At 44.2% G+C, this 14,724-nt stretch carries 12 protein-coding genes; 8 read left to right on the top strand and 4 right to left on the bottom strand.

Annotated elements, in window-relative coordinates:
• The first annotated feature begins 180 nt into the window (after positions 1 to 180).
• Entirely contained in the window at positions 181 to 1,209 is a 1,029-nt protein-coding gene (locus tag ECHVI_RS12860; protein WP_015266433.1) for a hypothetical protein, read from the top strand.
• An 86-nt stretch (positions 1,210 to 1,295) separates the two neighbouring features.
• Here the strand turns inward: ECHVI_RS12860 and ECHVI_RS12855 are convergent, their stop codons facing one another.
• Positions 1,296 to 3,599 carry a patatin-like phospholipase family protein gene (locus tag ECHVI_RS12855; protein WP_245553308.1) on the bottom strand — a complete coding sequence of 768 codons (2,304 nt, stop codon included), beginning with the start codon at positions 3,597 to 3,599 and terminating at the stop codon, positions 1,296 to 1,298.
• A gap of 356 nt (positions 3,600 to 3,955) precedes the next feature.
• Between ECHVI_RS12855 and ECHVI_RS12850 the strand changes: the two genes are divergently transcribed.
• From ECHVI_RS12850 to ECHVI_RS12825, 6 genes are all read left to right on the top strand, one after another.
• The gene (locus ECHVI_RS12850; RefSeq protein WP_015266431.1) at positions 3,956 to 4,759 is read left to right on the top strand and encodes an autotransporter protein; all 804 of its coding nucleotides are present in this window, start codon (positions 3,956 to 3,958) and stop codon (positions 4,757 to 4,759) included.
• A gap of 651 nt (positions 4,760 to 5,410) precedes the next feature.
• Positions 5,411 to 6,226: a pyrroline-5-carboxylate reductase gene (gene proC, locus ECHVI_RS12845; RefSeq protein WP_015266430.1), complete on the top strand. Its 816-nt coding sequence runs from the start codon at positions 5,411 to 5,413 to the stop codon at positions 6,224 to 6,226.
• The gene (gene proB, locus ECHVI_RS12840; protein WP_041739798.1) at positions 6,219 to 7,007 is read left to right on the top strand and encodes a glutamate 5-kinase; all 789 of its coding nucleotides are present in this window, start codon (positions 6,219 to 6,221) and stop codon (positions 7,005 to 7,007) included. Before proC ends, proB begins: the two co-directional genes overlap by 8 nt.
• A 76-nt stretch (positions 7,008 to 7,083) precedes the next feature.
• The gene (locus ECHVI_RS12835; protein WP_015266428.1) at positions 7,084 to 8,283 is read left to right on the top strand and encodes a glutamate-5-semialdehyde dehydrogenase; all 1,200 of its coding nucleotides are present in this window, start codon (positions 7,084 to 7,086) and stop codon (positions 8,281 to 8,283) included.
• Between the two features lie 148 nt (positions 8,284 to 8,431).
• Positions 8,432 to 9,205, top strand: a complete 774-nt coding sequence (locus tag ECHVI_RS12830) for a subclass B1 metallo-beta-lactamase ECV-1 (protein WP_015266427.1) — start codon at positions 8,432 to 8,434, stop codon at positions 9,203 to 9,205.
• A 50-nt stretch (positions 9,206 to 9,255) separates the two neighbouring features.
• Positions 9,256 to 9,678, top strand: coding sequence for a hypothetical protein (locus ECHVI_RS12825; protein WP_015266426.1), 423 nt, complete (start codon positions 9,256 to 9,258; stop codon positions 9,676 to 9,678).
• Positions 9,679 to 9,707: 29 nt separating this feature from the next.
• Here ECHVI_RS12825 and ECHVI_RS12820 read toward each other — a convergent pair whose 3' ends face one another.
• On the bottom strand, positions 9,708 to 11,537 hold the full coding sequence (locus tag ECHVI_RS12820; protein WP_015266425.1) for an alkaline phosphatase: 1,830 nt from the start codon (positions 11,535 to 11,537) through the stop codon (positions 9,708 to 9,710).
• A 313-nt stretch (positions 11,538 to 11,850) separates the two neighbouring features.
• Positions 11,851 to 12,474, bottom strand: a complete 624-nt coding sequence (locus ECHVI_RS12815) for a class I SAM-dependent methyltransferase (protein ID WP_015266424.1) — start codon at positions 12,472 to 12,474, stop codon at positions 11,851 to 11,853.
• A gap of 122 nt (positions 12,475 to 12,596) precedes the next feature.
• On the opposite strand from ECHVI_RS12815, the gene ECHVI_RS12810 reads away from it, so the two are divergent.
• Entirely contained in the window at positions 12,597 to 14,060 is a 1,464-nt protein-coding gene (locus ECHVI_RS12810; protein WP_015266423.1) for a potassium/proton antiporter, read from the top strand.
• Here the strand turns inward: ECHVI_RS12810 and ECHVI_RS12805 are convergent.
• On the bottom strand, positions 14,053 to 14,289 hold the full coding sequence (locus ECHVI_RS12805) for a hypothetical protein (RefSeq protein ID WP_015266422.1): 237 nt from the start codon (positions 14,287 to 14,289) through the stop codon (positions 14,053 to 14,055). The genes ECHVI_RS12810 and ECHVI_RS12805 overlap by 8 nt on opposite strands.
• Positions 14,290 to 14,724 lie beyond the last annotated feature (435 nt).

The following is a 14,724-nucleotide window of genomic DNA, read 5'->3' as shown; positions in this document are numbered from 1 at the left end:
CTATAACGTTTACAACTCCTCTTTTCATTTTACTATAATTTTATGCGTAAATTTATATCGTTGAAACAAATATTTATGTAGTTAATGATTTAGAGTCTTTTTTGACATCAACTGCATTTATATTCAGCGACCTTACCGACTTCCCGTAAAGTATTTCTTTTAACTTAACTGTTTAGGGTTATGAAATTAACTGTGTTCGGAACATCTGTTTGTGATTGGATTGAAGAACAACTCTCCAATCACACTGAAAATCAGCTACACACTGTAGGGTTGGAATTGCTCCAAGACCTACCGGGAGGAGCAGAAACCACTATAAAGGCTAGCCTTCTTCAGAAGAAAGCCAAAAGATTATCACACATAATCCCAAAAAACACTCCCATTCCATCATTATCCAATAATGTCTCGGCGATCTATGAAAAACTAAGCAGCTACCTTAATGTAAGGTCAGGACAAAACAGCTTTTATATCCACACTCCAAACACACCTTTTGCCCGATTGCTCCCTGCAAAAGATTTCCTGAAAGAACTCTATGAAATGATACCGGAAATGGAGATCCAGCTCAATAAACTTGAAACCACCTTACTGATCTTGAAAAAAACAGGATTTAAGGCCTTTGAACCAGATTGGCTCAGTCTGTCCGCTACTATCCAGAAGCGTCTTTACCAACAGGGCTTCTCGCCCGCCCACTTTCGACATACCACGCAGCTTTCCCTCAGTCTTGAACCGCTGGCTCATTTCAAAAACAACCGCTTGGAAGGTATTGGTATGTTGAAAGAACTTGCCAGTTTGGAGATCAAAGGAGAAATAAGCACCGAAACAGAATTCAATGAATTAGCCGCTTTGCCACAACTCCAAGCGTTAAAAATAGGAAAAGGCCCAAAATGTAGGTGGCCAAAGGAGCATTTATCCATCAAGGATCTCCCTGCTCTCCGTCAACTTACCATTGAACACGCCAACCGAACCGAAGACTATAACGTGATCTTCTCATTGGAAAACCTAAAAGAGGTCACCCTCATGGATTTTGACCCACAAAATCTCAAAGACATCATCACGATCAGAAGTCTGGAGCGACTCCGGAAAATCAACATCCATTTTTCCACTGGATTTGAATTATCCAATTGTACCAATCCACTGGTCAGAAACCTGATCAAACACTACCAAGAATATACTTCCATAAAACTTTTCCCTGCGGCCATACCGTACGAGTAGCAAGCAAAGCAGAATATGCCGTTAACAGACTTACTAGCAACCCCCATAGAGATAGATGTTCCTTCATCTAAAAATTGGGAAAAAGACTACCGGTCGGAATAGTTAAATGAAAACCCAATGGAAAGGTATGGCCGGATCACACCGTCTTTAGCATTGGAAGAAAGCCCTCCGGTGATCGGCCCCAGGAAAGAATCCAGCGTTAAATCAATACCGTATCCCCAAATCAATCTATCCTCGAAAAATTCATCAAAATCGACACCATCCCCGTCTCCCAAGGGAGAATGGTAGCCGTGTCCAAGGAGGTTAGTCCCCATTCTTAAATACAGTTTCTTGGTTGGAAGCCATTGGAAATTGACGCCTAGTTTCCCGAAATTTTCCGCAGTCAATTCCGCATAATTCAGCCCCCATATCGGAGTATCGTTAAAATCTACCCGCTGGTACCCACCAAGGGTGAATTCACTATAACTATAATCATCTCCTTGGCCGGACAAAGTAAGGCCCATGGCTATCGTAGGGCTTACCTGAAAGTGATCGTTTATGGGAAAATATTTGACATAATTAAAATACAACGATACAAAACCACTCGGAGTAATGCCTTCCAGTGTCTCATCCAAAACCTCCTTCGGGATTTTGACCGTCTCACCACCCTGCCCTAGGGTCAAGGTATCCACACCTGGACGTAGTTTTATCCGGTAATCGCTATACGCCCGAAACAACCCCTCGAAAATCGTTTCCGCTCCTTTGGTAGGATAATTCCTGTCATTGAGTGAATTTCGAGTATGCATAAACCTCACCCCCATGTAGGTATAGTAGGCGCCACGGATTTCAGAGGGAATGGAGATATTAAAGCTTGACTGCGCCCTGGACCGTTCATAAAAGCCCCCAAACCAAAAACTTTGTTTCAGCGAATGCGTCGTCAGGATATTCGCTCCTATATGGGTTTCACGGTTTAGAAAGAGATCTTGCCTGACGCCATCCTCGTACTCCGGAATCTGCTGAAAGAGGTAATTGTAACGGAGGTTTAGAGCAAACTTTTTGTTACTTCCAAGGTACTTATAATGGTCCAGCCTAAACTTCGGATTTTGGGAAACATCCAATATCCCCACCGTTCTTGAAGGTTTTCCTAAAAGATCACGAACGGTAAGGTTAAGCAATATCCCTGCAGAAAATAAATTATCATAGTGAAATGCTCCGCGCAAAATGGTATTGTGTTTTTCTTTGGCCTTTAGAAACAGCTCATACTCCCCGGCCCCATCAGGCTTAAGGTTATAATCCACCTTTCGGAAGCCATTTACCCCAAAAACCCGATCTACCCCGGACTGCACATCTTCACGCGTAACGGTATCCTTTGGGCTTATGCCTAATTTTGACCGGATGAGCTCATCTGAAAAAAGCCGATTACCCGTTATGGAAATGTTACTGATCCGCACCGGCTGGACCCCAAGGCCTATCCCAGCACTCTTTCGGTGCGAATCCAAGCTGTCAGCCAGCTGTTTAAAAACAGGGAAATTTTCTTCCCCCGCTTGATGCCCCAACTGAAGGATTTCTTTAAAACTGCTAAAACTAGCCGTATTGTAATCTTTTAAGTCTGGTTTGATGTAGATATCACAACCGGAAATATTCGTAGATAATTTCCGGTAGGAGCTGGCCATGGCAATTTGCATAAGGATGCTGGAAAAGGAGTCCAGTTCTTTGGGATCCAAAAAATCCTCCTCGCCCACATTGACGCCAATGATAATATCTGCTCCCATGTCTTGGGCCACATCTACCGGAAAATTATTGACCACCCCCCCATCCACCACAAGGGTACTGTCCAATTCGAAAGGAGTAAAAGCAGAAGGGATAGCAATGCTTGATCGCAACGCATCTGCCAAATAACCAGACTCAATGACGATTCCCTTACCGGTCTTTAGGTCTGTGGTCACGCAGCGAAAAGGAATGGGAAACGCATCAAAATCTTGATACTGAATAGACGGCCAGGTATAATAGTGCAAGGTTTCTGTCAGCTTCTGTCCCTCTATGAGGCCAGCAGGTACCGCAATTTTACCCTTGATGACCGGAAGCTCAAACACATACCGGTTATAATATTCTTTTTCTTCAAAAGCGATGGTATTAAAGCTCACCCTATTGGAAACAATCAGGTCCCAATCAGCCTTAAGCACGATCGACTCCAACTCATCTGCATTATACCCTATCGCATAAAGACCACCGATGACTGCCCCCATGCTGGTGCCCACAATATAATCCGGCCGCAGTCCTGCCTCTTCCATGGCCTTGATCACACCAACATGGGCAATTCCCTTGGCACCTCCTCCGCTGAGCACCAAGCCAATCTTTGGCCGAGGACTCTCCCCGTGCTGTTGGGCAAACAGGACAAAAGGAAATAACAAACAGAATAACCCCGTAAAAAAGAATGATTTATGGTGCATGTTGGCTCAAAAGTCAGGTCATCTAAATCTAATCAAAACAGATTGATTTTGAAACACCTGTAAGGCATTTAAAAATACATTTCAATCAAATTATGATGCATTTTTGCCTATTGGACCTCTCCTCATTTAAACCCGCAGAAACTACAGTGGACAATGATTTTAAGTCCTGCACTTTAGGGTCTCCCCTGTTCATCATTACTATGGCTCAAAATAATATTGAATTGCCAGGGTCATTTAAAAGTGGAATTAAATTTTAGTTTATCTTTACCTGACTTTTGTTTTAACAGAAAAGAAACTACGTGAGAACAACTTTATTAATGGGATTATTATGCTTATTTCCCTTTTTCACACAGGCCCAAGACCTATTGGTCACCAGTGAGGGGGATTCCATTTCTTGTAAAATCACTTCAATAGAAAATGGCACTGTTCATTTTACCCTAGATAGAAATGGTCAAACCGTCCAGACATTGATGCCACCCCAAAAGGTTTCTACCTTCGAGGAGGGATTCTATACTAAAAAAAATCAGAAGCCAGCCCTATCCGTCCCACGACAAAGGCCCTGGCGATTAGGCATTAGTAGTGGATACGGCAGGAGGTTATCCAAAACGCATGAATCATTGGCAGGAACCAGCTATGCAAGAGGCTTGAAAAACGGATATCATATCACATTGGAAGGGCAATACTTTTTTCCTTCTGAGACAGGCATAGGGCTGGTCTATAGCAGCTTTCACGCCAAAAGTGAAAGCCAGAGCCTTATGGATGACATTACCATTTCCTTTTTGGGACCGACCTTATATGCAAAAATGCCAAGCGGAAACAATAACTCCTTTTTGCTAGGAGGTTCATTTGGATACCTGAGCTATAAAGACCAGGCCTATTCTCATTCAAATGGCGATTTCACATTAAAGGGAGCCACTTTAGGTGCTATGTTGGATGCTACTTATGACATTGGGCTATCCGAAAACTTAGCACTCGGACTGGGATTATCGGTCACCTCAGGTGTGATCGAAAAAATTACGATAGAAAAAGGGAGAAACAAACAGACCATTGATTTGGATGCAGGTAATGAAGAAGGCCTTTTAAGGATTGACTTAAAGGTGGGGCTAAGTTTTTATCCTTAATAGCTCCGTCCTTTACCTGATTCAGGGGATCGCAAAAGGCAGTATGGCGGACATCAGGAACATAAACGCTCCCTCAGTTATTCATGTGTAGCCCGGCGATTGGCTATAGCCTTGATAGGAGGAATACGCATTATTTCTACTTTAGGAGATGAGTCGTGGTAGTCTTACTGGAATCCTATCACATAGCGGATTTTACCGAACGTGGCCAACAGTAACCTCCCGCGCAGGCTTTGACGATTCATCTTGTGTCTGCACGTTTAACCTTATCATTATAGAGGGGACCCAATAAACCAACAGCCCATTCCTTGGATAATTACTAGCCGTTAATTACCATTCTCCTCTACAAATGACATAATGTCCGTAAGTTTATCCTTTCTTTCTGCCATTTGTCTGAGAGCACTGACGAATTTACAGTCCTGCCATACTTCCCTGTTCAGTACAAAACCTTTTAGATATAATCCCAAAATAAAATAATAACTGCAGTTTTTTCTCAATTAAACTATGCCATTCATGCTGATTTAACAATTATTTAGCGGTAGTCATTAACTTTTTTCGTAAATTATGATCCCTGCACGATGATTGTGGCATACAGGGCATAGAAGACTGACAGGGATAGTCCCTGTTCTTAAATAAAAAACCTTTCTAAAAAATATGAAAGTTCTTGTAATCGGTGGTGGAAACATGGGATTAACCTACGCTGAAGCTATCGCAAACTCAAAATTTTTAAAAGATAAGGATCTTATGATCCTTGACAACTCTAAAGAAAAAACAGAAGAGCTGAGAAAAAGAAGTCACTTTGCTGTGTTTGAAAAGCTTGAGGACTGCGTTCCAGCAGCGGATGTGATTTTTATTGCTGTAAAACCGTATCATGCAAATGCATTGATGGAAACCATGAAGGATTTGACCTCCGAAGGGCAGATCTTCATTTCCTTGATGGCTGGGGTGACCATAGCAGCTATTCAAGAAGGACTTAATAGGAAAAAGGTGGTTAGGGCAATGCCAAACCTCCCAGCCCAAGTAGGCAAAGGATTGACTTCCTTTACAGCATCAGATGAGGTTTCAAGATTGGAATTGTCCACCATAGAAAACCTGCTGGATACTACCGGACGTTCTGTTAGACTCGATACCGAAAATGATATTGATGCTTCCACGGGTATTTCTGGAAGTGGACCAGCCTATATCTTCTATTTCATGCAATCCATGTTGGAAGCGGCTCTAAAAATGGGCTTCTCCAAGCACGACTCCAGGGTCTTGGTAGAGCAAACCTTTGCCGGGGCAGTAGAATTGTTTAGTTCTTCCGATCTGGATCCAGAAGCATGGATGAACCGAGTAGCTTCCAAAGGTGGAACCACCAGAGCAGCATTGGACTCCATGGATGACAATAATGTCAAGGAGATGATCAAAGAAGCTGCTTACGCTGCATTTAACAGAGCTGTTGAACTTGGAAAAGAATACCAAAATGGATAATAACGAAGGACCAAAAAGGATCGTCATAAAGGTAGGAACCAATGTGATGACCAACAGGGATAACCGTATCGTCAATACTGTCTTAAGGAAAATGGTCGATCAAATCGCCATCCTTTATGAACGCGGCATCATGTCTGTCCTGGTCTCTTCTGGTTCCGTCATCGCTGGTAAGGAAGTCCTCGGCAGCAAAGTAGGCATCAAAGATAAAATCATCCGAAGACAAGTCTTCTCTGCCGTGGGTCAGCCTCGAATGATGAGGCATTATTACAATATCTTTCAAGATTACGGTATGCGGTGTGCGCAGGTCTTGGCCACCAAAAGGGACTTTGATCCCGGAAAACACCGTGAAAACATGATCAATTGCTACGAAGGACTCCTTTCTGAAGGAATCATTCCGATCGCAAATGAAGATGATGCCGTTTCGCTCTCCATGTCCACCTTTACGGACAATGATGAATTGGCCAGTTTGGTGGCTGAATTGACCAAAGCGGACATGCTTATCCTGCTGACCGATACAGATGGACTCTATAACGGTCATCCTGATGACGAAAACACCGAAAGGATCGCCCATGTGGGTACGGATGAAAAAGTAGAACACTTCATTCAGGAATCTACGAAAGGTGAAGCAGAAGGTAGAGGCGGCATGAAATCTAAGCTCAATGTAGCCAAAGAGGCCGCCAGAAAAAATATCCCCACTTATATCGCCAATGGTAATGTCGACAATATGATTCTCGACATCGTCGATGGCAAAGAGGTGGGCACCAAGGTTTCGGACGATTAAAATACGAAACGGTATCTTTTTGCCGATCGTATCGTAATCCAGAAACCCTAAACACCATAAAAAGAAATCATTTGACATGAAAATATTAAGCACACAGAAAAAAAACGACGTGTTGGCATCAATGATCAAGATCATTGATAAAAACCGTGAGAAAATTCTGACCGCCAATAAAGCAGATCTCGATGCATTCCAGCGTGATGATCAAGCACTCTATGACAGACTGGTCGTGAATGACGCCAAAATAGATGGCATGATCCAAGCGGTCCAAGAGGTCAAAGACCAAGATGATCCCGTAGGTAAGGAAATTTCCAAGCGAACCTTGGCCAATGGGCTGGATATCACGAACAAAACAGCTCCATTTGGGACCATTATGATCATCTATGAATCCCGTCCGGATGTGACCATCGAAGCAGCTGTTTTGGCTTTTAAAGCCAACAGTAAAATCCTTCTCAAAGGAGGAAAAGAAGCCGTAAATTCCAATAAAGTTTTGGTGGAATGCTGGCATGAAGCCCTTGAGGAAAATGGGCTTAGCAAAGATTGGATCGAGCTGTTTACCCTAAACAGGGAGCAAACCCAAGCGTTCTTGAAAAATCCATCCGAAAAGCTTGACCTTATCGTGCCGAGAGGTGGCGAAAGGTTGATTGCTTTTGTAAAAGAACATGCTCAATGTGCCGTACTGGTAAGTGGAAGGGGAAACAATTTCGCCTATGTCGCTGAAGATGCCGACTGGGAACTGGCCAAAAAAGTGATCATCAATGCCAAAACCAATAAAATTTCAGGTTGTAATGCACTGGATAAAATTTTGGTGGATGAAAAACTGCCAGACTTTGAATCCAAATTAGCGGACTTGGCCAAAAGCCTTGCTTCCTATAAAGTAGAGCTGGTTGCTGAAAAAGAACTGGTTCCTGCCATAGAGGGAGCAAAAGAAGTCCCTTCAGAAGATACTTGGTATGAGGAGTTCTTGGCCTTAAAGGCTCTTATTGGCAAAGTAAATGGCCTTGATGAAGCCATTGCAAAAATAAACAAATACAGCGGAGGGCACTCTGCTACCATTTTGACCACTGATAAGGATAAAGCGGCTACCTTTATGGAGCAGGTGGACAGTGCTGCTGTATACCATAACGCTTCCACCCGATTTACGGACGGGGGGCAAATGGGAGTAGGCGCAGAGTTGGCCATTAGTACCGACAAATTGCACCACAGAGGCCCATTGGGACTTGAGCAATTGGTAACCAACAAATATTATGTATTTGGTAGTGGTCAAATCCGTGACTAAGACCTCAAACATCATACAATAATGCACCAAACCATCCGCCAAGGCGGATGGTTTTTTTATCTTTTTTTCGCAGCATATTATTTTCTACTGGTTGGAGGTGTTATTTTTAGGGCATATCATTGACCAATAACTAATAAATGTCGATTTAATGTATTACAGCCTCCTTATTTCAGCATTTCTCTTATCCATATCCGCTTGCGGAGGAAAAAGTGAAAAATTACAGGAACATCTTGTTGCTGAGCAAACCTCCACTTTTACTGAAAAAGAGGTCTATTCATCGGATAAACTCATTATCAAACAAGTCAGTCCCCATACTTATGTTCACGTTTCCTTTCTGGACACCGACACCTTCGGAAAAGTAGCCTGCAACGGGATGATCGTCATCAGTGATGGAGAAGCTGTCGTATTCGACACCCCAAGTACCTCAAATGAGACCAGTGAACTTCTTTCATTTTTGGAAGAGGAGAAGCTACAGGTCAACGCTGTAGTAGCGACACATTTTCACTTGGATTGCCTGGGTGGACTTGAAGCATTTCACGCCAGGAACATTCCGTCATATGCCTTTAAAAACACCCTATCTTTAGCATCTCAGCATGACTTCCCACAACCCCAAAAGGGCTTTTCTGACGAGCTGACCTTAAAAGTAGGCACTAAAGCAGTCTTTGTTCACTATTTTGGGGAAGGACATACCCAAGACAATGTAATTGGATACTTCCCTGATGACCAAGTGCTGTTTGGCGGGTGTCTCATCAAAGCTAATGGTGCTGGAAAAGGTAACCTCGAAGATGCCAATGTCGAGGCTTGGCCGGTCACCGTGAACAAAATCAGTACCGCTTATCCAAACCTTCGGCTAGTCATTCCAGGACATGGCAATTGGGGCGACAAAACCTTACTGCATTACACCGAAACCCTCTTCAAATGATGGTTACTTCTTTCTGTGATTCTTACTAACGACCTGGCAACATCCTTCCCATGAAATCTGACTCCACCAATACCATAAGTGTTTTTGCAGGGCTGATCATTGGCTGGGTGATCCAGATGGGGCTAATCCTGATCACCGGCATGGTGGTTTCCCTTCCGAGTGGAATGGACTTGACTTCTATCGCAGGCTTCAAATCTTCTTTGCATGGGTTCACCACCGGCCATTTGCTGATTTTCCTTGGCGCACACGCCACAGGCACCCTCGCCGGGGCTTTCACCTCGGCACTAATTTCCCTTCACCAAAAGCAGAAGTCGGCACTGACCATTGGCTTTTGCTTTCTGTTAGGAGGCTTGTTCCAAATCTTCTTGCTGCCCTTCCCCGCTTGGTATGGAATATTGGACATGGGGCTGGCGTATATCCCTTTTGCATACTTCGGGTATAGACTGGCACTAAAGGGGACTTCCAACATGTAGCCAAAAATAGGCCTGATCATGGCCTTTTACTATTTACCGTCATGGTACTGCTTTACGAGCTCCATGACCTTATCAAAGATCGCCGTGTTCTCGTATACCCCGATGAATTTGTCAGCATGGGCACCATAGGCAAAAATGGGCACCATAATCCCAGTATGATCTTTGGTGTCAAAATTGATCTCCACTTCTCCCTTTTCTAGATTCCCTTGTGGCAAGGTAGCTCCTCCTGTTTCATGATCGGCAGTGATCAGCACCAATGTCCCCGGATGGGCGTCTGCAAAGGAAATAACCTCTCCGATCGCATCATCAAAATCAATTTCCTCTTCCACTACCGTATCCGCACTGTTCCAGTGTCCCCCTGTATCAATCATGGCACTTTCTATCAATAAGAAAAATGGTGCTTCTTCTTTGCTCAAAAATGACAGCGCACCTGAGGTGGCTTCCTTCAAAAAACCCTCTCTCCCCTTCTCCACAGTCGGTAAGCCTTGATTACTGGCAAAATACCCTGCCTTGGACGCGGTGGATGTCTGTAGTGATTCTAGCCGCTTTATAAGCGTAAAACCAGCAGCCTCAAGGGGCTCGATCAATTCCCTGTCATGCAGCAGAAAATCGTTCTTTCCGCCTCCAATAAAGAGATCAAGCGGACTTTTTTGCAGGTCTTCTGCGATGCCCGCGGTCATTCCCCGATCTTCCCTGTGGGCATAAAATGATGCCGGAGTAGCTCCCGTTATGTGATCAGTCGTTACGATCCCAGAGCGAAATGAATACTGCTCCAACACTTCCGGTAAATTGGCCATTGCTTTTCCATCGGGAGAAACGCCAATTGCCCTATTGTTGGCTTTTTGGCCTGTGGCCAAAGCGGTGGCTCCTGCTGCTGAATCCGTCGTAAAGTCATCTGCAGACTGGGTCTTCACCAAGCCAATATGCCTTAATTGTGTCAAGTTGAGTTGATTGCCATGGGCATACATTCCGGCCGAAATCTGTGCCAGCCCATTCCCATCCCCGATCATCAGAATGATTTGTGTGACCGGTACTGCTGCACCATCCACCTTGAATTGTGGATGGTATATTTCATGCCGATGCTGACTACTGACCACATTACCGTTTAGGCTGCTCAGGTATCTACTGGCCTCGAAGGGCATGTCTGTATTGATAAAATCTATCCCCATGTCGGCAAAAGCCTTCCAAGCGGTTTTGCTGTCCGGTGCCCCCCAAAACCGGATAGGCCGATCTACCGCATGGACTTTCTGGATTATCCCCTCCAGCTTTTGCTTCTCTTCTTGGACCAAGCGCCCTTTCCCGTTCCAAACGGAAAACCGCTGAAAGGGAAGGCTCACCAAAGCAATCCGGTGCCAAGGTAAATTGCTTGGAAAATCCAAGGATTGATAATCAAAAAGGATGTATGGCGCATAATCATCGTAATCTTCCAGGCGAGGTCTGTTTCCGGAAATCACTACCGTAACACCATGTTGTTGGCCAGGCACTGCCAACAGCTCCTCATAATCCTCTAAAACAGCAGCTATGGCCTCCATGCTTGCGTCAGCATCGGTCTTGATATCGATCAGCAGTTGAAAGGTCAACTCGCCGATCCCCAATGCCTTTGCTTGCCGCATTGGGGCTAAGTATAGGGATTCGAGGGTTTTGTTTGCCGAGATGGTTTCTTTCTCATGGGCCACCATCAATTTCCCCTCCTGAAGAATAACATCCACTTCTATGGAAGCTGCGCCATTGGCATAAGCTGTCCAAAAAGGAACCGGCTGAAGGTAATCATTATGGGAGTGGAATTGGTATTCCCCTTGTGCCTTAACTACTAAAGGAAAGAGAAAAACAAGGAAACAGATGATAGTGCTTTTATTCATTATAATTTCGTATTGGATCCCAAATCACGGCCACCCGCTTGCAATCCCCTGAAATAAGGCAAGACGCTTCGTAAACCATCTTCCAAAGTGCTTTTGCAAGTAACCGCAATCGATGTGCTCCAGTAAAATAAAGATACAAAGATATCCGACTCGCTTTCGCAGCTTACCGAAATGTCATTAAGAAATGATTAATAATAAACGCCCCCACTAAAAGTTGGTTTTTGCCACGTTAGCTTATCCGTCATATGAAATACAGCATTAATAGGACAAAACCGTTACCTTAACAATGATTCGAATGCTAAAAAAGCCAATGCTATTTCTTTTTTCCGACAAACCTGATGACAGAACCTTCCCCATTATGGTACAATCCCTCACGCAGTGAAATCACCTTCTCCTCCAAATTCAGCATCTCAACGTTTTTAAAGTCAGCTTTTAACTCCGCAACAGAAAACAAGGTATCCACATCCTTTGGTCCTCCTACTTTAGGGTTCTGGTTCCTTAAGGCCAAATGGTTCTTTCCAAACGCCTCAAAAATCACATGGCCGCCGGGGCGAAGATAATCTACTAAAATCTTATGATAGGTTGACTTTATGGTCGCAGGAAAGTGGGCATAAATAAGAGCTATGGCGTCAAACTGCCCTTCGTGATAATCCAGTCGGGGAAGCTCTCCTACCTGGTAGTCCAAGACCACTCCTTGCCTAGTCGCCCATTGTTTGGCCTTTTCCCTGCCTACTTTACTGATGTCAAAAGCAGAAACCTCCCAACCGCTTTGGGCAGCAAAAATGGCATTTCTCCCTTCTCCTTCTGCAGGGAACAGTATTTTGCCAGGATCTAGCTTCTCCAATTGTTCCTTTAGGTATTCATTAGGCTCCTCGCCATAAGCAAAAGCCGGGTCACTATAGCGTTCATTCCACTTTTCCAACCATTTATCTTCCATAACCTTTTTCGTTTTAGGTAAAAATCGTTGAAGCTTAAACATCCATTTAAAAAAAACAATTCCTCGAAAGGCATTTTGCCCCTGCAGTTTATTAAATTCACTCTGAACAAAGCTTTCCTTCCATGATTCTGACTGCTGAAAATATCCTTTTGATCAGCTCAATATTACTTTTTGCAGGTGTGATAGCGAGCAAAACTTCTGGCAAAACAGGCATTCCTGCCCTTTTGATATTTTTGGGCGTTGGGATGCTGGCGGGATCGGACGGCATAGGGGGAATAGTCTTTGACGACCCCTCCATGACCCAATTTCTGGGAATAATAGCACTGACATTTATCCTCTTTTCGGGTGGTCTTGACACCAAATGGCCTTCTGTGAAACCCATTTTGGCCCAAGGCATAGGACTATCCACGATTGGGGTGCTGTTGACCAGTTTCTCTTTGGGAGGATTTGTATATTGGGTTTCGGACCTGACCCTGTTGGAAAGTCTACTGCTCGGATCAATCGTTTCCTCCACAGATGCGGCTGCGGTATTTTCCATCTTGAGAAGCAAGAGTATTGGACTTAAGGGTAATCTCCGGCCGCTGCTGGAACTGGAAAGCGGTAGTAATGACCCCATGGCATATTTTCTTACCATAGCCATGACCAGCCTCATCACCCTAGATGATTTCTCAATCATCGAAATTATTCCGCTGTTTTTTATCCAAATGATCGTCGGCGCCGTTTTGGGCTGGCTGATCGGACGTGTGGCAGTCCTCACGATCAACAAGATAAACTTGGATGCAGAAGGGCTGTATCCAGTGCTGATGATTTCTCTCGTCCTGCTCACCTATACACTTACCGATCTCCTCCGGGGAAATGGCTTTCTGGCCGTGTATATCTGTGCCCTCACCGTTGGAAACGCAAAGATACTCCATAAAAAAAGCATGATGAAGTTTTTTGATGGTGTGGCTTGGCTCATGCAGGTGGTCATGTTCATTACCTTGGGCTTATTGGTGTTTCCATCACAAATGCTGCCTGTAATCGGACTAGCCCTCTCTGCCGCGTTATTCCTGATTCTGGTAGCGAGACCATTGGGGGTTTTCCTAACCCTTATCCCCTTCCGCTATTCCTTTAAAGAAAAATTGTTCCTCTCTTGGGTAGGTCTCCGAGGTGCAGTGCCCATTGTCTTTGCGACCTTTCCAATGATCCATGGTGTGGAAATGTCCGATGTGATTTTTCATATCGTATTCTTTATTGTGCTAACTTCCGTAGCTCTTCAGGCAACCACCCTTCCTTTAGCTGCCAAGCTGCTGGATTTGGCCCTTCCAGAAGGACTGAAGAAAAAATCGCTGCTGGACATCGAACTCTCTGACGATGTCAAAAATGCGCTGATAGAAGTTGAAATCCCCAAAGAGGCAGCCATTGCTGGAAATAAAATACTGGAAATAGGTTTTCCAAATTCCTGTCTCATCGTACTTATCCACCGAAACGGAAAATTTCTCACGCCCAATGGTGAAACCGAACTCCTAGAAAAAGATATCTTGATGATCATGGTCGACGATCCTGATCAGGACCAATTGGTCAAAGAGGCTTTGGGAATCAAATAACAACTCCATCTTCATCACTGCTACCGTGAAACCATCCCACCTGTTCGCCGTCTACGTAAACCTTGATTTCTGTGGCACGATGTAATGGTGCAGTGGTCTGCTGATGGCTCAGCCGTACCCTTCCCGTTTCAAACGGCTGAAGCGGACGTACTTTGCCTGTAGCCACCGTCACCCAAGCATCATCCTGCAGGACTTCCACCTTGAAATGCCCGATCTTCAACGCTTCCATTTCGGACCTATTCTAGCCTACTCCAAACTATGGAATCTAGCAATATTTCTGGGAATGATTTTCGATATGCTCTTATGAAAGAAAATTCCATACCGCTAAAATGTTGCTTTTCCACCATCCGATCGAATGGGTTTTAGCGGGAACTTGTGGAGAATAAGGCGGTCAGTGCGGCTAAAACGGAAAACGTTGAATGGGTTAATTTACCATGGGCTTCACCCATGGCTATGAATGTGCCTCACTTTTGGGGCTATCTTTCGAGTTTACATCATACACAATATCACGGATCAAGCAATATTCCTGAGGGCAACTTTATTTAAAAGGATGCTATTTCATCTATAAACTGGATGAATCCAAACTTTGCCGAGAAGTCCTCTTCATTGCCAAAGGCATGGGCATCGTAATCTTTTAAGTTAAACTATTGATAAAAGTTTTGAA

This window comes from Echinicola vietnamensis DSM 17526, assembly GCF_000325705.1.
Classification (GTDB): domain Bacteria; phylum Bacteroidota; class Bacteroidia; order Cytophagales; family Cyclobacteriaceae; genus Echinicola; species Echinicola vietnamensis.
Note: the sequence above shows the minus strand (reverse complement) of the source record. Positions and strands in the feature narration are given on the sequence as shown.

Bases quoted from the DNA above. Each gene is read 5' to 3' on its own strand.
- ECHVI_RS12825 (WP_015266426.1), top strand. From the start codon at position 9,256: ATGAAATCTGACTCCACCAATACCATAAGTGTTTTTGCAGGGCTGATC.
- ECHVI_RS12815 (WP_015266424.1), bottom strand. From the start codon at position 12,474: ATGGAAGATAAATGGTTGGAAAAGTGGAATGAACGCTATAGTGACCCG.
- ECHVI_RS12805 (WP_015266422.1), bottom strand. From the start codon at position 14,289: ATGGAAGCGTTGAAGATCGGGCATTTCAAGGTGGAAGTCCTGCAGGAT.
- ECHVI_RS12830 (WP_015266427.1), top strand. From the start codon at position 8,432: ATGTATTACAGCCTCCTTATTTCAGCATTTCTCTTATCCATATCCGCT.
- ECHVI_RS12820 (WP_015266425.1), bottom strand. From the start codon at position 11,537: ATGAATAAAAGCACTATCATCTGTTTCCTTGTTTTTCTCTTTCCTTTA.
- proC (WP_015266430.1), top strand. From the start codon at position 5,411: ATGAAAGTTCTTGTAATCGGTGGTGGAAACATGGGATTAACCTACGCT.
- ECHVI_RS12835 (WP_015266428.1), top strand. From the start codon at position 7,084: ATGAAAATATTAAGCACACAGAAAAAAAACGACGTGTTGGCATCAATG.
- ECHVI_RS12810 (WP_015266423.1), top strand. From the start codon at position 12,597: ATGATTCTGACTGCTGAAAATATCCTTTTGATCAGCTCAATATTACTT.
- proB (WP_041739798.1), top strand. From the start codon at position 6,219: ATGGATAATAACGAAGGACCAAAAAGGATCGTCATAAAGGTAGGAACC.
- ECHVI_RS12850 (WP_015266431.1), top strand. From the start codon at position 3,956: ATGGGATTATTATGCTTATTTCCCTTTTTCACACAGGCCCAAGACCTA.
- ECHVI_RS12860 (WP_015266433.1), top strand. From the start codon at position 181: ATGAAATTAACTGTGTTCGGAACATCTGTTTGTGATTGGATTGAAGAA.